This window comes from Acetobacter orleanensis, assembly GCF_001581005.1.
In the GTDB taxonomy this organism is placed as follows: Bacteria; Pseudomonadota; Alphaproteobacteria; order Acetobacterales; family Acetobacteraceae; genus Acetobacter; species Acetobacter orleanensis.
Map to the genome: position 1 here is coordinate 15564 of NZ_LHZV01000044.1, position 21214 is coordinate 36777.

The following is a 21214-nucleotide window of genomic DNA, read 5'->3' on the forward strand; positions in this document are numbered from 1 at the left end:
ATTGAACCTGACTTGCCGGGCCGGGATTTCTCCGCAACAGTCGTCAACCAGAAATGAGTGGCGGACATACCATCGGTCTGGACACGTGAAGGCTGGGGTTATCTGCCTGTGGTCTTTGACCAGTTTTCACGGCGGATTGTTAAATGGAACTTCGTTGTTCATGTGATAGCTGATCTTGTTGTAAGGGCGTTGAAGCGAGCTATTGTCTTGCATCAACCCTGACAGGATGTGTGTATTATGCTGATCTTGGCAGTCAGTATTGTTCAGAGGAGGCCGGCACCGCCTGTTTGTCCATGGTTTTATCGTATCCATAAACAGAGAGGGAAACTGCTGGGATAATGCGGTGACGGAGAGTTTTGTCAAAACTTTGAATGCTGAGCCCCTTTGATAATACGCCGTAGAGGTATCCGTTGTTCTCGAATTAACTTCTTGGGACTATGAGCTTGTTTCGATGACTGGAAGCGGTTCCGTATCAGGTAATGGCTGGCATAACGTTTGCGTCGTCTTTAAGTCTGGTACGTAAGCCTATCCGTGGCAACAACGCTCTAAGAGTGTTTATATATCGGTTCCGTTATATTAATTCGAGATAAAGATTTTTTTATTTTTAGAGTGTTTTATTTTAATTGATGTAAGTCATGGTGTGGATAAAAGGGTATGGGCAATATACCTTTTCCGCGTGCGGTGATCTATCGGGGTTTGGACTTGCCATGAGCCAGTTGATTGACAGACTGCTTTTTTTTAAAAAATACCACGGCAAGTTTGCAAATGGTCACGGTGTCAACACCGATGAAAGCCGTGCATGGGAGGATGTCTATCGCTCCCGGTGGGAAAGTGAAAAAATTGTCCGCTCAACCCATGGTGTAAACTGTACGGGTAGCTGTAGCTGGAAGATTTACGTCAAAAGCGGTCTGGTAACATGGGAAACACAGCAGACTGACTACCCGCGTACCCGCCCGGATATGCCCAACCATGAACCACGCGGCTGCCCCCGTGGAGCGAGTTATTCATGGTATCTGTATAGCAGTAATCGCATCCGCTATCCTCTGGTGCGTAAACGACTGGTGGAGCTATGGCGTGAAAAACGTAAAGCTCTTGATGCCGTTACAGCATGGGGCGCGATTCAGAATGATCCTGTAAGTCGCAAAAGCTATCAGGCACAGCGCGGACTAGGGGGCTTTGTTCGGGTTTCATGGGAGGAGGCGAACGAGCTTATTGCTGCCGCTAATATCCATACAATAAAAAAATGGGGGCCGGACAGGCTGGTTGGTTTTTCTCCCATTCCAGCCATGTCTATGCTGAGTTACGCGGCAGGTACTCGGTATCTGAGTCTTCTTGGTGGCACCTGTCTCTCTTTTTATGACTGGTATTGTGACCTTCCTCCGGCATCTCCCCAGACATTTGGTGACCAGACAGATGTTCCTGAGAGTCTCGACTGGTACAACTCGGGTTATCTGCTAGTCTGGGGCTCCAATGTCTCCATGACCCGCACACCAGATGCACATTTTTATACAGAAGCCCGGTATCGCGGTGCAAAAAGTGTTGTAATTGCACCAGATTACGTTGAAGTCGCAAAATTTGCTGATTTATGGCTCCATCCCCGGCAAGGCACCGATTCCGCGTTGGCGCTGGCTATGGCGCACGTCATCCTGCGCGAGTTTTATCTGGAGCGTCAGGTTCCTTATTTTCAGGATTACGCAACCCGTTACACAGACCTCCCATTTCTGGTCATCTTAGAATCCGCCGCTAACGGACAAAAACCCGGAAGGCTTTTGCGAGCAGCAGATCTCGCGGATGAACGCTACCAGACAACAGAAGCGGATTGGAAACCACTGGTCTGGGACCATGCGCAGTCCTGCCCGGCAATGCCGCGTGGCTCTGCCGGTTTCCGGTGGGAAAAGGAAGGAAAGTGGAATCTCGAACCCTTTGACGCGGTAACTGGTGCGCCCTTAACACCTGCCCTTTCTCTGGCTGAGAGCGGTGAGAAGGCAACAGTGCTGTTCCCCTATTTTGGCGGAGACGGGCGCTTTGGCCTGAATGAAGCGGAGCCTGTTCATGCCCGGAATGTGCCGGTAAGAAGCATAACCCTTAAAACAGGGGAAAAACTTCAGTGCGCTACTGTTTTTGATCTGATGGTGGCGCATTACGGTCTGTCTGCTGACCGGGCTGAATGGCCTGATTATGAGAGCAATGTGCCCGGCACTCCCGCATGGCAGGAAGCCATTACGGGTGTTCCACGGGATAGATGTCTGGCTGTGGCGCGCGGCTTTGCCCGCAATGCCGAGGCCACGCAAGGACGTTCCATGGTGATTCTGGGAGCGGGCCTGAACCATTGGTACAACATGGACATGACGTACCGCGCCATTCTGAACATGCTTATGCTGTGTGGGTGTATCGGGCAGAATGGTGGTGGCTGGGCGCATTATGTTGGTCAGGAAAAACTGCGTCCATCTGCAGGGTGGGGGCCTGTCGCCTTTGCTGGGGATTGGGGCGGGCCGCCGCGCCGCATGAATGGCACCAGCTTCTTTTACGCGCATACGGACCAATGGCGTTATGAGCAGGTGACGCCGCAGGCCCAGCTTTCGCCTCTCGCATCTGCCGTAAAATGGCCGCGAACCGTGCTCGACTGTAATATTGCGGCTGAACGGATGGGGTGGCTGCCGAGCGCTCCGCAACTGGCTGTTAATCCTCTAAGCCTCGGGAAGACCGCCAGAGAAAGCGGGCAGGACCCGGCCTCTTATGTCAAGGAAGCCCTTCTTTCCGGCAGCGCTACACTGGCGTGTGAAGACCCGGATGCACCAGAAAACTGGCCGCGTAATATGTTTGTGTGGCGCTCAAACCTGCTAGGCGCCAGTGGAAAAGGACATGAATACTTCATGAAACATCTGCTCGGCGCACCGAGCAATGTCATGAATGAAGATAGTGAACAAAGACCAGAATTTGCAAAATGGCATGAGCAGGCACCGGAAGGAAAACTGGACCTGTTAACGACGATTGATTTTCGGATGAGCACCACGGCAATGTTCAGTGATGTCGTGTTGCCGACGGCAACATGGTATGAAAAATCAGACCTGAATACGTCAGACATGCACACGTTTATCCATCCGCTTCAGGCCGCGGTAGATCCAGCATGGGAAGCCAGAACAGACTGGAGCATTTTCCGGGGTCTGGCTGAAGCGTTCCAGCGCTTGGCACAGGGGCATCTTGCTGAGGAAACAGATGTTGTGCTGTCTCCATTGCAAAAAGACACACCCGCCGAGTTAGCACAGCCCTATGGAGGTCTGGACTGGCAGGCGGATCAGGGTGGCCATGTTCCGGGAAAGACAATGCCCCAGATCGCCGTGGTGACGCGCCGTTATGATGAGGTCTACGACCGCTATATTACTTTGGGGCCAGTTCTGGAAAATAAAGGAAATGCGGACCACGGGCTACAGTGGGACACAACGGAAGAAGTGCAGGAACTTAAGCAGACACATCCCTCTGTATCGCGTAAATATCCCGAGCGCTCATCTCTGTTTAAAGATACGGACGCGGTTGAGACAGTTCTTATTCTGGCACCTGAAACGAATGGCGCTGTTTCTGCACGAAGCTGGAAGTCGCTGTCGGAAAAAACAGGGCGAGATCTTTCTCATCGACTGGGTGGCCGAGAAGGGGACCGCGTTACCTTTGCAGATATCGTGATCCAGCCACGTCAGGTCATTAACTCGCCTGTATGGAGCGGCGTTTCTTCTACACAGGAAGCCTACACGGCCAACTGGCTGAATGTGCATGAATATGTACCGTGGCGCACGTTGACGGGGCGTCTCCAGTTTTATCAGGATCACCCGTGGTTACGCGATTTTGGTGAAACATTTGCTACTTACAAGCCGCCTATTGAGACATACTCGACGCCAGAAGCGCTGGGTTCTGCTCATGATAACGGAAATCCGGTTATTTCCCTTAATTTTTTAACCCCACATCAGAAGTGGGGGATTCACAGTACTTATGCTGAAAACCTGATCATGCTGACACTTGGTCGTGGTGGACCCGTCGTTTGGATTAGCGAAAAAGATGCCGAAAGACTGGAAATTGTTGATAATGACTGGGTGGAAGCTTTCAACCGCAACGGGACACTTGTGGCGCGGGCTGTGGTCAGTCAGCGTATCCCGTCAGGGGCTGCATTCATGTATCACGCGGCAGAAAGGACAGCGAATGTGCCGGGAAGTGAAATTACCGGAAAGCGCGCAGGTATTCATAATTCCGTGACACGTGTCGTCATGAAACCAACACATATGGTTGGCGGATACGCGCATCTTTCATGGTCGTTCAATTATTACGGGCCGGTTGGATCCAATCGTGATGAATTCATCTTCCTGCGCAAGATGAATGAAGTGAACTGGTTCGATACCGACGACAAGAGGCTCGGGTAATGCTGGTTTTTACAATCTTACCAATTTTTCCATGCATTATAGGTCATTGAACGTGAAGATACGTGCACAGATAGGTAAGGTCCTTAACCTCGATAAATGTATCGGGTGTCACACCTGTAGCGTGACATGCAAACAGGTCTGGACCAATCGTGATGGTGTTGAATATGCATGGTTCAACAACGTTGAAAGCAAGCCGGGTGTGGGTTTTCCACAGCAGTGGGAAAATCAGGAGTTGTGGCATGGCGGCTGGCAACTGGGGAAGGGAGAGTCTCTCCGGCCAAAAATTGGCGGAAAATGGCGAATCCTTTCAAAGATATTTGCCAATCCAAATCTTCCGCAACTTGATGATTATTACGAACCCTTTGATTTTGATTATGCTGCTTTGCAGAACGAGAAAAGTGAGCAGGTTGTTACATCTGTCAGGCCCTATTCCCGTATTACCGGGCAGGTTATGGACAAGATTGAAAAAGGACCCAACTGGGAGGAGTCTTTGGGGACGGAATTTAAACAACGTTCGAGAGATTATAACTTCCGGAATATAGAAAAAGAAATCTACGGCCAGTTTGAAAACAGTTTTCTGATGTTCCTGCCGCGGCTATGTGAACATTGTTTAAACCCGACGTGCGTGGCTTCCTGTCCCTCTGGTTCTATTTATAAACGCGAAGAAGACGGCATTGTTCTGGTGGATCAGGAGAAATGTCGTGGCTGGCGTATGTGCGTTAGCGGCTGTCCGTATAAGAAAATTTATTATAACTGGCATACCGGAAAATCAGAAAAATGCGTTTTCTGTTACCCGCGTATAGAAAGCGGACAACCTACAGTCTGCTCTGAAACCTGCGTTGGTCGTATCCGCTATCTGGGTGTGATGCTGTATGATGCCGATAAGATTGAGACCGCAGCTGCCACTAAAAATCCGGAAGACGCTTATCAGGAGCAGCTTGACCTCTTTCTTAATCCACACGATCCAGCCGTAATTGAGCAGGCCCGCCGGGACGGAATATCTGAAGCATGGATTGAGGCCGCCCAACGCTCGCCAGTCTATCGCATGATTAAGGAGTGGAAGATCGCTTTTCCACTGCATCCAGAGTATCGGACGCTCCCGATGGTCTGGTATATCCCGCCACTGTCTCCCATTCAGGAGGCTGCGTCTGCGGGCAGTCTGGAAACTCTGAACGGTATTCCAGACATAAATAGTCTGCGCATTCCAGTGCAGTATCTTGCAAATATGCTGACAGCCGGAGACGAAGTGCCCGTTAAAGCTGCACTCAATTGCCTTCTGGCGTTGCGTGCCTATATGCGCCGCTTCCAGATTGAAAATGTGCGCGATACCACTTTGCTGCAAACAACAGGCCTTTCAGAACAGCAGATTCAGGATATGTATCGGCTTCTGGCAATTGCCAATTACGAAGACCGTTTTGTTGTGCCAACCGCTCATAAAGAAGATGCGGAAGACCCTTACCATCAACGGGGTATTGCAGGTTTTCATTTTAATCAGATGACGACCTCTGGAAAAAGTCGCTTTAGCTTATGGGGGCAGCAAGGCTCGCGGCCAGAAATTCGTCGGCATACAGGCAAAGGAGGATGACCGTGTCGCATCCTCTTTTATTTTTGTGCCAGATCAGTGCGATTTTGCTGCGCTATCCGGACGAACTCATAAAGCAAGAGAGTTCAGAACTTGGAACGCTTGTTTCATCTTCAGATCTTACAGTAGAAGAGAAAAAAGCCTTTGAAGATATTTGTGATTTTTTAAGGGTTACGCCGCTTCTGGACGCACAGAGCCAGTATGTACAGCTTTTTGATATGTCTCCTTCCTTATCCCTTTATCTTTTTCAGCATGTACATGGGGATTCTCGCATGCGCGGGCAGGCCATGGTCGATCTTCTGGAGGATTATCGAGCAGCGGGGCTTGATATGAAGGGCAATGAGCTGCCGGATTTTCTTCCGGCCTATCTCGAATACGCATCTCTTTGCGAACCAGAAAAAACACGGGATTTACTGGCAGAAATTGTTGATATTCTTGCTGTGCTGAGAGACCGCCTTCAGGCAAGGCAGTCTGTTTATAGTGGTCTTTTCAGGGTTTTACAGAATGCCTCAGGCCGCGTGCCAGACAAGGAAATTGTTCACGCACATTTAAGAGATACCGCCATGATGGATGATCCAGCCACGCTGGATGCTCGTTATGAAGAAAAGCCAGTTACGTTTGAGAATGCGTCGCCACCGACGGGATGCCAGACCATGCGTCATGCCAATTCGGATAACAGCCATGTGGGAAGTAGAAAATGAATTGGGTCGAGTATTTTCTATTCCAAATCTATCCTTATTTTTGCCTTGGTATATTTGTTATCGGGTGCTGGGCGCGGTTTGATAGAAGCCAGTTCTCATGGCGGGCTGAGTCTAGTGAATTTCTTGAGCGGCGGACGTTGAAGTGGGCGAGTAACTGTTTCCACGTCGGCGTGTTGGGATTGATGATGGGCCACGCTGCTGGGCTTCTGACACCGCCACAACTCACGGAAGCTTTGGGGCTGAGTGCACATGCACACCAACTTCTGGCCGTTGGTGCGGGCAGCATATTTGCTTTTTTTGCTGCAATTGGCGGTGGTGGACTGATTTACCGTCGCCTCTTTAATGCCCGTGTCAAAGCAACTGGCCGTCCAACCGATCTTTTTATTCTTGTGTTTGTTTATACGCAGTTATGGCTTGGTATCTTGGGGCTACCACACTCCATGATGCACTCAGACGGAAGCACTATGGAGATACTTGGCCAATGGTGTCGTGGTGTGCTGATATTCCGTCCTGATCTTGCAAATCTTCTGAAGCCTATTCCGTGGATTTATAAGCTCCATCTGGTCACTGGAATGACGCTGTTTTTGCTGACACCCTTCACGCGTCTGGTGCATGTCATTTCAGCACCGATCTGGTATATTTTCCGGCCGGGTTGGCAGATTGTACGTCAGAATAGACACGTCGCCAATGATGAGACCTGAGCAAGAAACTATGTCTATTTTTGTGAATGATACAGAAATTCGAGATCACGCTGTGCAAGCGGAAATGCCATTCCATAAAGCAGCCTCTGTTCAGGCTCAATGGCAGGAAGCTGTGCGTGCTCTGGTTATAAAAACACTGCTTCTGGACGAGGCACGAAAGACGTTTCCAACAGAAAATATAGATTTTTCAGACGAAGAGACAGTCATACAGGCTCTTCTTGAGCAGGCAGTTAAAGTGCCAACACCAACAGAGAGTGAGCTTGAGAGGTGGTATGCGTCCAATCACGCTCAGTCCGAAGAACCCGCTATGCATATACGGCATATTCTTATCTATGCCGATAAGTCTCTGCCAGGTTCATTAGATGCTGCTCAGAAAAGAGCGCAGGAAATTTTAGAATATTTACAGGGCAATCCGCAGGATTTCGAGCAGTTTGCGGCACGCTATTCAGAATGTCCCTCAGCTAGTCGAGGCGGAGACCTCGGGGTTGTGCGGGAAGATGATCTATTGATTGAATTCAGAAAAGCGTTGAAAGAAACGAAAGACGGCGCATTTTGCAGTGAACTGATAGAGACACGATATGGAGTGCATATGGTGCAACTCTTAAAGCGCTTTTCTGAAGAGAGGACGAATCCGGTGCGCCAAGAAGAAGAAAAGCAGAAAATAAAAACTTTTCTTGAAGACACGAGTTGGAAGCAGGGCGTGCAGAACTACATAGCCGTACTTGCGTCTAAAGCACGTATCAAGGGATTTGATCTGTTTGCAGGTACAACGGTCCAAGCGTCCAATGGTAACTGGCCTGATGGAGGCGCTTGTACAGGAAAAAAAGTCCAATAGGTCAAATGCTAAATACTTCTGTGGTGTTCACAGATAATCCTGAGAGTTTTTCATGTTTCCGGACCTGTTTTTTAAAACACTTGCTGCTCTGGTAACTGCGGCCGTTATGGGCATGCTAGCCTATGTAACCCATTTACCACTGCTGTTTCCTAGTTTGGGGCCGACTATCTTCATCCATATCATGACGCCGCAACAGGAGGCGGCAAGAGTCTGGAATACGCTTGTGGGCCACGCAATTGGTATTGTGGCTGCCGTAGTGTCATTGTGGATTTTTAACGCTACCACAATGCCTGTTGCAATGAGTATTGATCATATTACTTGGAATCGTATGGCTGCTAGTGCTTTGGCGGTGTCACTCACTATTTTAGGGCAGGGTTTTTTTAAGGCAAATCATGCACCGGCAGCAGCCACAACTTTGCTACTAAGTTTAGGTGGTTTTCATACAGATATTGAGACTATCAGCATTATATGTGGAGGGGTAGTGGTATGTACCGGAATTTCCGAGGTATTTCAAAAAATATTAAACGAAAGGATTAAGTAATTGGAGAGTGTCAGGGTATTTTTTCTGGCCAGGCTTTGAGGGGGCAGGTGTCACCTGCTGGGAAAGGAGAGCTTTCTGTAACCCTTCACTCATGCCCTTTTGGTGAGCGTCACGCGCAAACCATGCCGACAGTCTTGCAAGTTCGAGCGTTTGCTTGCATTCGCTGTTGTCTCTGGCTTCCTGCGTGACCAACAGGTTCAGCATCATTTTGATGTTTCTAAGGTCTTCAGGCGGAAGGGTTTCAAGAGTGTCCGCATGGGCAAGGCCTACCACTACAGTTGCATTTTGTGTTGTGAGTGAGAGCGGATAGCGCTGGCTTGATGTTTTCATCGAAAGACAGACCATCTGAGGATGTGGGCGACGGGCAGTCTACGTTGTGATAGTTTTACGACGAGACGCCTGATTTCCTGTATGGACCAGCGGACGACGACTATCGTGTTCTGCGTTATATTTTTTCGGTTTTTGTGAATTTGCCTGATACCGGACACTTGCCATGACGGCATAAGCAAGCATGACTAGAGAAACATGTCGATGCCAGCCATGCCATGAGCGGGTCTCGTTATGATCAAGACCGAATTCGTTTTTGGCCGTCTCGAAACATTCTTCGATCCTCCAGCGCGTTCCTTCAACGTTCACGAGGCCCTGCATGGTTGTCCCGTTCGGACACCATGTTGTAAAATAGGCAAGGTCTCCATCGACGATGTTTCGACGGATCAACAGGCCACGTGTTCATGGTTCAGCTATAGGGCAGTCAAATTCTTCAGCATCCAGATCGGCATGCGGAAGATACGCCCAGTCATACAGCCGCTCACCTTTTGTGCCGTGTCCAGCAGACAGACGGTGCCAGTCCTGCTCTGGCAGATTTGCGGCAATATCTTTGGCTTCTCCTGCAATCAGTGGGTTTGTCGCCCATGACCCGAACCAGTGATTGCCTCTGACGCCAAGGACATATCCAACTCCTGCCCGGCGAAGCGTGCGTTCTACATCGCCAACACCATACACGCTGTCTGCTGCAACCCAGCGGAAGCGCACACCGGCCTCAAGACTCCGCTCAATCATCATCGAGGCTAACGCCGGTTTGGTTGCAAGCACCACGTCATCGGGAGCGTGGGCTTGCTTCAGGCGCTCACGGTTCGACGTCCGGTCTTTTGGAAGATACAGGGCGCGGTCAACAAAGGCATGGCCCCGCGCCGAGAAATAGGTGGCAAATACACCAATCTGGCCGTTCGTGATCTTGCCGGCAGATCCCGTATACTGCCGCCCCACACCGCAGGACGACTAACCTTTCTTCAGAAAACCGGTCTCATCAATCACCAGTACACCATCTTCAGTGCCCAAATGCTCGACCACGTGCTCCCTGACGACATCACGAAGGGCATCAGCATCCCAGTGCCCGCGCCCCAGAAGCGCCTGTTGCCGCCATGGACCGGAATCTCCTGCGGCTTCCGCACGCATCCATTCGGTCTTGCGGGGTTCATTACCAATCAGAACGTCAAGAAAGGCGCACGCAGAAGCCGCAACACGCTTCTGTGTAAACAACGGCGCGATCCGCTCCTTGGCGGACCGAAGCCCGGACGACCATAAATCTAGCGTCTCTTCAACAAATGCGCCGCCACTCATCATATCCTGAATCATGGTTACCTATAGATTCAAAACTCAACACAAAATGCAGCTGTAGTGCTAAGCAATAGTATGACGAGTTCCTCTCATAATACGGTAATCGGAAAATATTACAAACGTCACCGTGTCGCGGGCTTTCTGGATTTCCTGAAATGTATCTACCGTGAGATTCTGGATGACGTGCATCTTCACTATCGTGATGGATAAGTAAGCCACTCATAAAACGTTTACGATCAAGGCATAGCTCGCGTGCCTTCAGCATTGGCCTGTTCACTTCACGCTCACTTTGACGTCTTGTATCAATCAAGTGGAGCGCTGGTTTGCCGAATTGATGCGCAAGCAACTCCCAAGAGGCGTGTGTCAGGCTATGATACATCATCGGCGTAATCGAGGATTTGATCTGCCAGTTTCATGATGTCACGATTGGCTGGTGTGAAGTAATCAAGGTTACGGGATACAGGATGTTTTTCAAGCCACGACGTTAATGTGCCGCTCAATCGTCATGCCACAGCAGGCTTTTTCGAAGGTGTCCGTGGTAAAACAGGGACCACGATCGATCAGAATATGGGTAATCCAGAAAGAGAAAATGGCTTTTGCGGATTTAAGGAAACCAACTGCATTTTCGCCACTATAGACAGCCGGATGCACTGAATTGGAGCAACGATCGATGGCGGCGTACAGAAGACGTTGCCATCCTTCTCCATCTGTTGTCTGGAGTTTTGGTGGATGTTTCACATCGATATAGACATAACCGGTATTGTAATCCCGGAATGCTCCCTGTCCTCCAACAGACCCGGTCTTTAAGTCGGAAGTAAGCCTGTTCAGTCCGGTATTTTCAGGATGCGCGGATATTGTCTCGGTTTTAGATGCTGCGGTCTTGGGAAGCGTCTTAACCATGTCTGTTCCACTCGCGGATCGTTCGCGTCTGGCGTTAAGTGTCTGCTTGTTGATCAGAAGCATGATTCTAATACCATTTTTACGACGATTGAGCAACACGACATCGACACTTGACCCTTGCCTTCCCATCAGCTCCAAGCCATAAAAACTGTGATATCTCCTTTTGAATGGTAACAAACAAAAGGCAAACATCACCATGCGTGTCATTGGCGCCTGTGACTATAATTTGAGGAAAGAATAGCCTGCATGACAGCTCTTCCCATTCTGGTTGGTGTTTCAGGGCACCGCAATATTCATCCGCAAGCGCTACCTTCCTTGCGGGAGCATATTGCCTGTGTATTGAATGCCTTGCTGGCGCTCTATCCGGCCCACCTTCAGGTTTTGACAGCCTTGGCTGAAGGGGCGGATCAGGAAGTGGCTGACATTGCGGTCCAATTGGGTATCCCTTTAGTGTGTGTACTGCCCATGCCGGTAGCAACATATCGTAAGACCATGGAACCATTAGCTCGTGAGCGATTTGACCGCCTTTATGACAGTGACACAGTCAGCTTGCGGTTTACTTTACCTTTTATTCAGGCCGCACCGGGTGAGCAGGCGGCAGAAGATGTATTACAGTATGAACAACTTGCCATTCTGCTAAGTCGGCAAAGCCACATCCTGCTTGCTCTCTGGAATGGGGAAGATCATGACCCAGCCGACCAGCGACCGGGTCGCTCACGGCGAGAAGGGCGCGGCGGGACGGCGCATACCGTGGCCATTCGTACCAAAGGCGAATATGTGGAGGTTTCCTCCGCCAGTGTGAAAGGTAGCCCGCTATTTGCTGAGCGTCTTCCGCGCCTAGATATGGCACGGTGTGGTCCGGTGCTGCATCTCCATACCCCGCGCGTAACGGATGAAAACCCAGAACCAAAGAGCGCAGGTATGGCCCGCTGGTGGAGCGATATGCCTTCAGGAGCCGGATCAGACAAACGCACGAAACATGATGTGGGATATTGCTGGCAAACCCTTCCATCCGGGCAGACACTTGCAGAGTGGGAACGTACAGTCCGGCTGCTGGCACCAAAGGATTTGGATACAGTTATTGAGGCGAGTGCTGCCCTGCAACGTACGGGTCGGGAGCAGGCCAGACTCTGCATGGCCAATGGTGTCTATCTTGGGCTTGAAGCGGAAAGTCCCCCCGATCTTGAACGCGTTAGAATACTTTTCGGGCAAACCGATACGCTCTCTTTCATCTCGCAGCAGAAACTTCTGGGAGACTGGGTGCCGGGCATGTGGCCACGCGCACGGGCGGCGGGTCGCAAGCAACTGGGGGCGCTGTTCTGGTTCGCTCTAACTATCCCGACCGGTGTGTCTCTATTTGAAACCTATTGCGAATACGGAAAACCAGTGAGCCTTTTGCTGGCCTACGCGGGAGTGCTTGGGTTGGCATTTCTGTACTACAACCTGCGTGTAAAACCGGGAAAATGGCAGGAATTATATCAAGATCACCGTGCTCTTGCCGAAGCACTTCGGGTACAGTTCTACTGGTCGGCATCCCAACTCCCCCTGTCTGTGTCAGATAACTATCTGCGCCAGCATGAAGGGGAACTTGGATGGATTCGTCTAGCCTTGCGTGGTCCTTCTCTGTGGGCGATAGCCGCGGCTCTGATGCCCAAACAAGTTCAGTACAAAGCCATTACTCATGCTTGGATAAATGGTCAAAGAGAGTATTTCCGGGATCGTCTTTTCTCGTATGAAAAAATAGCCCAGCGCCTCAAGCTGATGATTCATATCACTATAGGAGCGTTGTGTCTGTGTATCGGCACGTTAGCGGTTGCGCAGCTTGTGTGTGGAGGGGCGCTTCTGGATAGCGTGCCGGAATCCCTGCGTGAACTCCCGTCTGTGCTAATTGGTGTGCTGCCTGCCATAATAGTGTTTTTCCTGACATTTCAGGAAATGCGCCTGCTAGAGGAACATATTCACGCATATGATCAGGCAGCAAGTGTTTTTGAGCAGGCCTCCCATCAGGCGCGTGGAATCAGGCAGGCGCTAGCGCAGGCTCATGAGGTAGAGCGCACCGTGCTGAACGATGAATGGAAGGCGCTTATGATCACGCTTGGAAAAGAATCTCTGGCAGAAAATGCAACATGGATTCAGGCGCATCGCAGTCGTCCGATCACGGCTAAAATGGGTTGAATTTTTCCTTTTAACCGCATTATTACAGATCACAGATAGGCTAAAGAGTATGAATGGTATTGTTTTCCTTAGTTATTCTTCAAAAGATGAGGATTTTGCAAAAAAGCTTGTAAACGACATTGAAAAGCGTGGTTTGAAATGTTGGATGAGCTGTCGGGACATCCTGCCCGGTGAGGATTATCAAAGTGCTATTGTGAAGGCTATGGACCAGTCCGTTGCCATGTTGCTGCTATTTAGTGGAAACGCCAATCGTTCAAAGGAAATAGCTAAAGAGCTGGCTCTTGCCAGTTTGCGAAATAAGCCGGTTATTCCGGCCCGAATTGAAGATATTCTGCCAACCGGCGCTTTTGAATACCAGATGACAAATGCGCAGTTCATTGACCTGTTCCATAATTACGGAGATGCGCTGGATCGACTGTGTGATGCCCTGCGGCGGCAAGCAGGATTGCCAATAGTGGAGATGGGAACATCCACAAACAAACGGAATACACGCATACTGTTTTTGGGCGGCAGCGCGGCTGTTGTTATTGCGGCAGGAATTGGCGCTTCCGTTGTTCTACATAAACCTTCGAGTGTGCCTGTCGCCTCGCTTTCTTCCAATATACCAGTTGCGCCTGACACTCTCAAAGCAACACATCTTTCTTTACCTCAGAATCAGGTGCTGTCGACGTCTGTTTCAGAAAAATCCAAATCGACATTTGAACCCTCTACAGTAAAAAAAGAGGAGGTCCCATCATCACCGACTGAAACACCCGCACCTATTTCTGCGCCTGTTCCTACAAAATCGGTTGCGGCTCAGCCTGTACAGCAGGACAATACTGATCTTGCTCCTCTGGTAAAGCAGTTGGCCAGCATAGACCCGAATATGCGTGTTTCCGCCATTGAAAAAGGACTGACGGACAGTGATGGCAAACTATCCTATGCTCAGGTGATACAGCTTCTTCATGGTACACGGGAAGGAAGCAGGGCCCAGATCATCCGTATGCTGGTGCAGTCCGTACAAGCCCCCATCCCCGTATCAGTCGCGTTGTCCTTTCTTCAATCGACCGATAACTTTCGTGAAAACTGTATTGAGGAACTGGATCAGTATCTGCCAGAGTCCATCGGAGGGGATGACGTCATTGCCCTGCTGGGCAGTCTGGAACAGGGCAATCGTTTTCAGGCTATCAACAAATTGAACGACCATATCCAGATACAACTGACGGCGGAACAGGCTTTGCGGGTTCTCCGTGGCACCGATGGTTACTGGACCCAGACGCTGGAAAAAATTGCCTCCAAGCTGACTAAGCCGCAGACTCCAGCTGATCTTGCGCGCCTGCTGGGAGGGACACAGCAGGGCAACCGTTTTCAGGGCCTGAAAGCACTTTCTGTTGCTATGCCAGAAACCATGACAGTAGCGGAAATTAATAAATTGCTTGATGGTCTGGATGGTTTCAGAAGTTCCGGGATCGAGTTCATTGCACGGCGACTGGAAAGAGATGTTGCCCCCTCGGATATAGCCAGTCTTCTGGAAGGCACAGAGCAGGGTAACCGTAGCTCGGCGCTGAAAGCCGTTGCATATCATATGAAAAAAGGGTTGCAGGGTACAGAGGTTGTAGCTGTTCTGGAAGGGATGGATGGATACTGGACAAACGCAGTTTCTACTATACGGCCCAATCTAGAAAAACCGCAATCTCAGGCTTCTTTGCTTGCGTTAATTGGGAATACTTCCCAAGGACAGCGTTGTGAAGTCCTGAGGGATTTACAGGCCTTTATGCCAAAGAAAATGTCTGCTGCCGATGTGCAGGTGCTGCTGCAACAGACGGAAGGTTATTATGAACAAGGCTTGGAGTTGCTTCTCCCCAACATACGGCCACCAAGTCCCGAAGAAGTTGCGCAGTTGGTAGCGCCGCTAAGTAACTCATTCCAGAGTGGCCAGATGATGAAAAAGCTGCGCGAACTGCATTAAGGTCTAGCACTACAGGCGGACATTGGCACCGCCCGCAAGGCGCACCGCATTTCACAACGACTGGCCGATCGTCTGTGGCGCAAGGTTGAGGGTGTTTATACGAATGCGAACACCCTCAAGCGCAATCAAGCATTTCTGGGCGCGGCAGAACGCGCATCTTATGACCGACAACTCGATAGCATTGCTGGCACGTTATGCCGCTGACGGTATGGAAATTAGAACGTCTGAAGAAGCGCTATTTTCCGCGATAAGCCGACCTTCGGGTCTCCCCTCCCGAGGCGGACATGGAGTGAATGTCGAAAACCAGAAGATAATGATAATTAGAATACTGATTTATCAGTGATTTATGAATCCATTCAATATAGATAATGTTCTATTTAGACCAGAAAAATTCACTAATTAATGATAAAAACAGCAAGTGAAATTTAAGATCTTATTTCTATAGCGTTTATGTCGGCGATAGGGTGGCGAGGTATGTCCGTTTTCAGAATGAGACTATTCTGATTTCTACCCTTGTCCCATCGTCATGGCGGAGATACTCGGCACCATGGCTTTACGGGAAAGAAGATGAGCAACCTTCAAGAGGCCGGATTATCCTTGTAATAATGCACGAGGGCACAGACGGCGTGATAAAATGTCTGATCGGGGTGCTTCTCGCTATATGCAATCAGAAAGTCGATATCGCGGGCGCGTCTTTCGGCAGCATTGCCAAATTGAATAAGCGATGCCCCGTCTTTAGTCCTGTTCTCGTTTATCGCCGTTATGAACCCAAGATACCAGCTATAGTAGTTAAGTTTCATCGCAAAAGCGGTCGGTACTAGTCTGGTCGTTGAATCGTAGCTCGCCTCCTGAATACGAGTTAGGAAAACGTCGCATTTCGCGCTGCCGCCTCCATAAAGGATCGATCCAAGCCGTATAAGACTCTGTTGCTCCTTGGATGCAGGCAGGGTCTCGATCTCGCCGGAGACAAGCGCGCCTCCTTCGTCCAACTCGTAATATTCTCCGTTATCTCCGACGACATCCGCGTCGAGACGGGCCGCCAGCATCACCATCTTGCGGATGAGAGGTTCGTCGGGATATTTTGCAACGATCCGTCCATCAAAGCACCAGAGAGCGGAGTCGCTCTCCTCACCATTGGGATGGGCGGTCCAGAGCGCCGTGTCGACGCCGTAATCCGCGGCGTCCGCCGAAATGAAGAACTTGAGTTCTGAATCGCGTCTGATCATGTCGAACCACTCGTCGAGCGTGATCTTGGGACCTGGCTTTCTTGAAAAAAGCGGGTTGCGCGTAATCTCAACATCATACCCCATGAATTAACCCTTCTAATGACGTCAGAGACCCCATGTGCGCTGGCTGCATCGTAAGATGAGGGCATGGGAGCGACAGATTGTCACCGCACCGTTTGGCTTGTAGTCTCTTGTGCCTATTTATCATCAATCAGTGGATTTTTATCATCGTCTTCTGCATTTTTATCGCGATTAAGTGGTTTTTTCGGCGACAAAAACGGCAATCAGCAGCGGATTATCATTATTTTCTGGTTTTCGACAACAAACCTGTCGAAATCCCTTAATTTAAGTTAGTCAATACTCCGATATTTCAGCACGTTATTAATTCCCTTAATTAGGCGAATATTCCTTATTAATGCGAAAAGTATCTTTAATTATGTTAAAGATTGTATCGATATTTTTGTAAGGGGACAGTCTGCTTACGCCTTCATGCCAGACTCAGGGAAGGCAATCTGCGTTTCCTCATGGCGGGCAAGGCAAAATAGCGCGCAAGGATTGGTCTGCGCCCAACCCGGAGCGTTTGTGCAAGGTCTGCTGATCCTCCCAAGCGCAGATGGCCCAATATTCATTTGGTGAAGAAAATATCTACACAAATAACTTTGAATTTCAAAGTTATTTGTGAGAATAATCCACCGACGGAAAACACGTGCCCCGGCACCAAGACAGAGGATACCAAATGCATGCGTGATTCATTTGCATGCGTGATTCATTCGGACTGCTGAAGCGCGCCGCGCTGGTTGTGGTCGGTGCGATCGGTGTCGAGTCACCGGCGTTCGCGGGGTCAGCGGTTATCATCGATCATAGGATTTCGGTGACAAGCGAGGGAAAAGGAAACGATATTCTACTCATTCCATAATTGGCTTCGTCAGCACATGTCTGGGATCCGACTGTGCCCGCCTCGCTACGCACTATCGCGTCCACGTCGTGCAAGTGCTGGGGTTTGCGGGCTGGCCAGCAGAGACAAATGCCAATGGCCCTGTCATCACGCCCGTGACAGAAGCAGTGCATGACGATATCGCATCGAACCATCTTGGTCCGATCGCTGTGATCGGACATTCGATGGGGGGGGCTCATCGGGCTGGAACTGGCCCTCGGTCATGCCGCCGACGTCCGTCGGTTGATGATCGTAGACTCGTTGCCCTTCTTCGGCGCCATTTTTGGCGCGTCCGATGTTGAAGCGATCCGGTCTCGCGCGACGGGCATGCGCGAGGCGATGGTCAAGGAAAGTCAGGCGGTGTATGCCGCCGGCGCAGTGAGAATGACGCCAATGATGGTCCGTACGGCTGGTGCTCCGGCCGCCGTCGTGACCCGGGCTTCAGCAGCATCCGATCATCGTGTCGTTGCGCAAGCAATGTATGACGATATGACGACTGATTTGCGTCAGACGATCGCAAAAATCAAATTACCGGTGACTCTATTGTATCCATGGGATTCGGTATCAGGGATGACTGCTGCCTCGACAGATAGCTTCTATCACGCTCAGTACGCGGCCCTGCAGGGCATGACCTTCCAGCGGATCGATGCGAGTCGGCATTTCATTATGATCGATCAGTTCGACGTATTTGCAGCAGCGGTCGACAAATTTCTTGCCCCTTGATTGCAATCCCGCTCCCGCTAAATCGAGAGAGACGTTCATGCTTATTTTAGACTCGAATTTTTCCCGCGACGACCTCGCGTTCCTGCGTACCCTAGCCGAAGCCGGGCGCCACCCGCAGTTGACCTGCGGGCCCTATTTTCTTGCCGCGGGCCTCGTCTACGCCGTGGCAAGTTTTCTGACCTGGGGGTTGTCACTGGTCGGCACACCGCTCGCCACGCGCGCCATACTGTGGACATGGATCGCGTCCACGATCGCATGGGGTCCTATCCTGTGGTGGCTGAGCCGATGTGAGACGCACATCGCGGGGGCCACGGCTACGATCAACCATGCTATCTCAACGGTCTGGACGGGCATGGGGCAGGCGATGGGCGTTCTGTTTCTCTGCTGCGCTATTCTGACGTGGCGGCTGGAAACGCCGGTGCCATGGACGGTTTTGCCGTCAATCATTCTTGCCGTCTACGGCGCAGGCTGGACCGCAACGGGATTGATCTCTCGCCAGGGATGGATGCGCTTGATGGCCATCGGGTCGTTGGCTGCAGCAATCCTTCTGGCCTTTGTATCTGGAAGACCCGAAACGTTCTTCGTCTACGGGGGTGTGCTGGTGCTGTTACTGGTTGTTCCCGGCTGGTGGATGGTGCGCAAAGGGGCACGCGTGTCGTGAACCGGGCACCGACGGCCTTGAACATGCCTTTCGACATTGCTCGTATAAACGAAGTCATCCACGGACGCGTGCGTCTGGGGATCATGACATTGCTCGTCGCGCGGGGCGGGATCGAATTCAAGGCGTTGCGGGACTTTCTTTCGCTGACCGATGGCAATCTCTCGACGCATCTGCGCAAGCTCGAGGACGCTGGCTATATCGTTCAAGAGAAGACCTTTGTCGGTCGTAAGCCTCTGACGAGCATCGCTCTTACCGAGACCGGCCGCGTGGCATTCCTGCAGTATCTCGACGCCATGCGTGTTTTGCTACGCGACGAGGATGGAATAAGAGATCAACTTGATGAAAGTTAGATAGCGCTGGAGAGATAGAAGCTTGGTGCATGGCAACTCGGCGGTAGAGAGCAGGGATGGACGTGTCCCGGTTTAGTTCCGGACCTTTAAGACCGAAGATGGTCATGAAGGAGACGTGGAATGGGACGAGTTTATAAAGCTGAGTTCAGGCACGAGGCGGTGCGTTTAGCTCTGAGCGGCGGTCTATCGCGTGAGCGTATTGCCCAGGATCTGGGTATCGGCTCCTCGACGTTGAAGAAATGGATCTGCGACGCGCAAAAGCTTGATACTGTAGTCACTGACACAACAGATCATACGGCGTTATTGCGTGAGAATGAAAGATTACGCCGTGAGAATCTTCTGCTGCAGGAGGAGAGGGAACTCTTAAAAAAGGCGACGCAGTTCTTCGCGAGCCAAAGGTCGTGAGGTTTGCCTTTATCGCTCGCTATCATGGGCCACTTTCACGCGAAAGGGTCTGCCGCCTTTTTGGCGTCAGCGACCGGGGTTTCAGGGCCTGGCGACGACGCCCGGTCTGTGCCCGCAAAAGACAGGATGATAGTCTGATGATCCATATCCGCGCCATTCACGCGCAGAGCAGACGAAGCTACGGTCGCCCCCGCATGACAGAGGAACTCAGGGCTGCTGGTCTGTCTGTCGGGCATCGTCGCGTTGGACGTCTGATGCGCGAGAATGCCATTCGTGTTGTCAGGACACGACGCTTCAAGGTGACCACGAACAGTTCGCACAAGCACAGTATTGAACCCAACCTTCTGGGGCAGGATTTTTCAGCATCAGCGCTGAACCAGAAATGGACAGCGTTGACGTGCTCCCTTTTTTGTATCCAGTCAAAAGGAGAGTTCCCGTTTTTTATGACTTGAGGGTGATGGGATGACAAGTGTCTCGGGGGCCTGATCCGGTGTTCTGCCATCCAGTTGGGAATGGGGACGCACCGTATTGTAGTCTTCCCGCCAGTCAGCCAGAATCTGGCGGACCTGCGTCAGGGACGTGAACAGCGTTTCGTTGAGACATTCATCCCTCAATCGGCCATTGAAGCTTTCGACAAAGCCGTTTTGCTGCGGTTTCCCAGGGGCAATGTAGTGCCTCTCGATCTGCATATCAGCGGCCCATTTCAGGATGGCATGGGATGTGAACTCCATCCCGTTATCGCTGACAATCATGAGGGGTTTGCCATAGCGTTCCACCAGGGGCGTCAATTCCCGCGCTACACGTCCCCCTGACAAGGACGTGTCGGCAACCAATGCCAGATTCTTGTGACTGAAATCGTTGATAACAGCCAGAATGCGGAACCGGCGACCACAGATCAGGGCATCGGAGACAAAATCCAGGCTCCAGCGCCCTCTTGCAGCCACTCCGATGGCGGACTTTCAGACCTTCCTTCTGGTAAAGGCGGAACAGCTTCTTGTGATTGGGGCTGAACCCTTCCCGCGCAAGAAGATAGCCCACGCGGCGATAGCCAAAGCGACGCCTCTGGCCCGCCAGATCCCGCAGGCGCTGGCGCAGGGCGGCATCATCTGCCCGGATGGAAACATACCGCGCAACACGTCTGGAAAGACCAACAAGCGCATAGGCGCGACGCTCACTCAACTCCGGAGCCTCCTGAATGTGTCGGACCGCCTGCCGCTTGGCGACAGGCGTCACCACTTTTTTCCAACAATTTCCTTCAGCGCAGCATTATCCAGCATCGCATCCGCCAGAAGACGTTTCAGCCGGCTGTTCTCATCTTCCAGCGCCTTCAACCGTTTGGCCTCGGATACCTCAAGGCCACCATAACGGGTCTTCCATTTGTAAAACGTCGCGTCACTGATCCCGTGTTTGCGGCATAGATCAGAGACTTTCAGACCAGCCTCCTGTTCCTTCAGGATCCCTATGATCTGCTCTTCCGTAAAACGACTGCGTTTCATTCGTCCGTATCCT

13 protein-coding genes and 5 pseudogenes are annotated in these 21214 nt (G+C 51.1%); 13 read left to right on the top strand and 5 right to left on the bottom strand.

Annotation, left to right across the window (positions count from 1 at the left end):
- Positions 1-707 precede the first annotated feature (707 nt).
- Genes AD949_RS02205 through AD949_RS02230 form a run of 6 tightly spaced genes read left to right on the top strand, consistent with a single transcriptional unit; the run spans position 708 to position 8766 of the window.
- On the top strand, positions 708-4406 hold the full coding sequence (locus AD949_RS02205) for a nitrate reductase subunit alpha (RefSeq protein WP_048834949.1): 3699 nt from the start codon (positions 708-710) through the stop codon (positions 4404-4406).
- A 31-nt stretch (positions 4407-4437) separates the two neighbouring features.
- On the top strand, positions 4438-5991 hold the full coding sequence (narH, locus tag AD949_RS02210; RefSeq protein ID WP_082064594.1) for a nitrate reductase subunit beta: 1554 nt from the start codon (positions 4438-4440) through the stop codon (positions 5989-5991).
- Positions 5992-5993: 2 nt separating this feature from the next.
- Positions 5994-6689 carry a nitrate reductase molybdenum cofactor assembly chaperone gene (gene narJ, locus AD949_RS02215; protein ID WP_082064606.1) on the top strand — a complete coding sequence of 232 codons (696 nt, stop codon included), beginning with the start codon at positions 5994-5996 and terminating at the stop codon, positions 6687-6689.
- On the top strand, positions 6686-7390 hold the full coding sequence (narI, locus tag AD949_RS02220; RefSeq protein ID WP_082064593.1) for a respiratory nitrate reductase subunit gamma: 705 nt from the start codon (positions 6686-6688) through the stop codon (positions 7388-7390). Before narJ ends, narI begins: the two co-directional genes overlap by 4 nt.
- A complete protein-coding gene (locus AD949_RS02225; RefSeq protein ID WP_048834946.1) occupies positions 7377-8225 on the top strand; it encodes a peptidylprolyl isomerase in 849 nt (282 codons plus the stop codon). The genes narI and AD949_RS02225 overlap by 14 nt, the downstream gene beginning before the upstream one ends.
- Positions 8226-8277: 52 nt before the next feature.
- Complete coding sequence (locus tag AD949_RS02230) at positions 8278-8766, top strand: HPP family protein (RefSeq protein WP_048834945.1); 489 nt, start codon at positions 8278-8280, stop codon at positions 8764-8766.
- Here the strand turns inward: AD949_RS02230 and AD949_RS02235 are convergent.
- Positions 8746-9096, bottom strand: a complete 351-nt coding sequence (locus tag AD949_RS02235) for a hypothetical protein (protein WP_141325397.1) — start codon at positions 9094-9096, stop codon at positions 8746-8748. The genes AD949_RS02230 and AD949_RS02235 overlap by 21 nt on opposite strands.
- A 55-nt stretch (positions 9097-9151) precedes the next feature.
- Positions 9152-10401, bottom strand: a pseudogene (locus AD949_RS02240) (IS701 family transposase).
- 81 nt (positions 10402-10482) lie between these two features.
- Here AD949_RS02240 and AD949_RS14465 point away from each other — a divergent pair.
- A pseudogene (locus AD949_RS14465) lies at positions 10483-10744 on the top strand (IS630 family transposase); the annotation flags it as partial.
- A gap of 7 nt (positions 10745-10751) precedes the next feature.
- On the opposite strand, the pseudogene AD949_RS14770 reads toward AD949_RS14465, so the two are convergent.
- Positions 10752-11223, bottom strand: a pseudogene (locus AD949_RS14770) (IS481 family transposase); the annotation flags it as partial.
- A 306-nt stretch (positions 11224-11529) separates the two neighbouring features.
- On the opposite strand from AD949_RS14770, the gene AD949_RS13985 reads away from it, so the two are divergent.
- Both AD949_RS13985 and AD949_RS02255 read left to right on the top strand, forming a co-directional pair.
- Positions 11530-13458, top strand: a complete 1929-nt coding sequence (locus AD949_RS13985; protein ID WP_048834943.1) for a hypothetical protein — start codon at positions 11530-11532, stop codon at positions 13456-13458.
- A 49-nt stretch (positions 13459-13507) separates the two neighbouring features.
- A complete protein-coding gene (locus AD949_RS02255; RefSeq protein ID WP_048834942.1) occupies positions 13508-15406 on the top strand; it encodes a toll/interleukin-1 receptor domain-containing protein in 1899 nt (632 codons plus the stop codon).
- Between the two features lie 578 nt (positions 15407-15984).
- Here AD949_RS02255 and AD949_RS02265 read toward each other — a convergent pair.
- Positions 15985-16716, bottom strand: coding sequence for a hypothetical protein (locus tag AD949_RS02265; RefSeq protein WP_048834940.1), 732 nt, complete (start codon positions 16714-16716; stop codon positions 15985-15987).
- 1093 nt (positions 16717-17809) lie between these two features.
- Between AD949_RS02265 and AD949_RS02270 the strand changes: the two genes are divergently transcribed.
- The 4 genes and pseudogenes from AD949_RS02270 to AD949_RS14475 all read left to right on the top strand — a co-directional run.
- Positions 17810-18289, top strand: coding sequence for an alpha/beta fold hydrolase (locus AD949_RS02270; protein WP_141325393.1), 480 nt, complete (start codon positions 17810-17812; stop codon positions 18287-18289).
- 37 nt (positions 18290-18326) lie between these two features.
- Positions 18327-18950 (top strand): hypothetical protein, encoded by a 624-nt coding sequence (locus AD949_RS02275; protein ID WP_048834938.1) that lies wholly within the window; start codon positions 18327-18329, stop codon positions 18948-18950.
- Between the two features lie 23 nt (positions 18951-18973).
- Positions 18974-19300: a winged helix-turn-helix domain-containing protein gene (locus tag AD949_RS02280; protein WP_048835014.1), complete on the top strand. Its 327-nt coding sequence runs from the start codon at positions 18974-18976 to the stop codon at positions 19298-19300.
- Positions 19301-19420: 120 nt separating this feature from the next.
- Positions 19421-20091, top strand: a pseudogene (locus tag AD949_RS14475) (IS3 family transposase); the annotation flags it as partial.
- 33 nt (positions 20092-20124) lie between these two features.
- On the opposite strand, the pseudogene AD949_RS02295 reads toward AD949_RS14475, so the two are convergent.
- A pseudogene (locus tag AD949_RS02295) lies at positions 20125-21201 on the bottom strand (IS3 family transposase).
- Positions 21202-21214 lie beyond the last annotated feature (13 nt).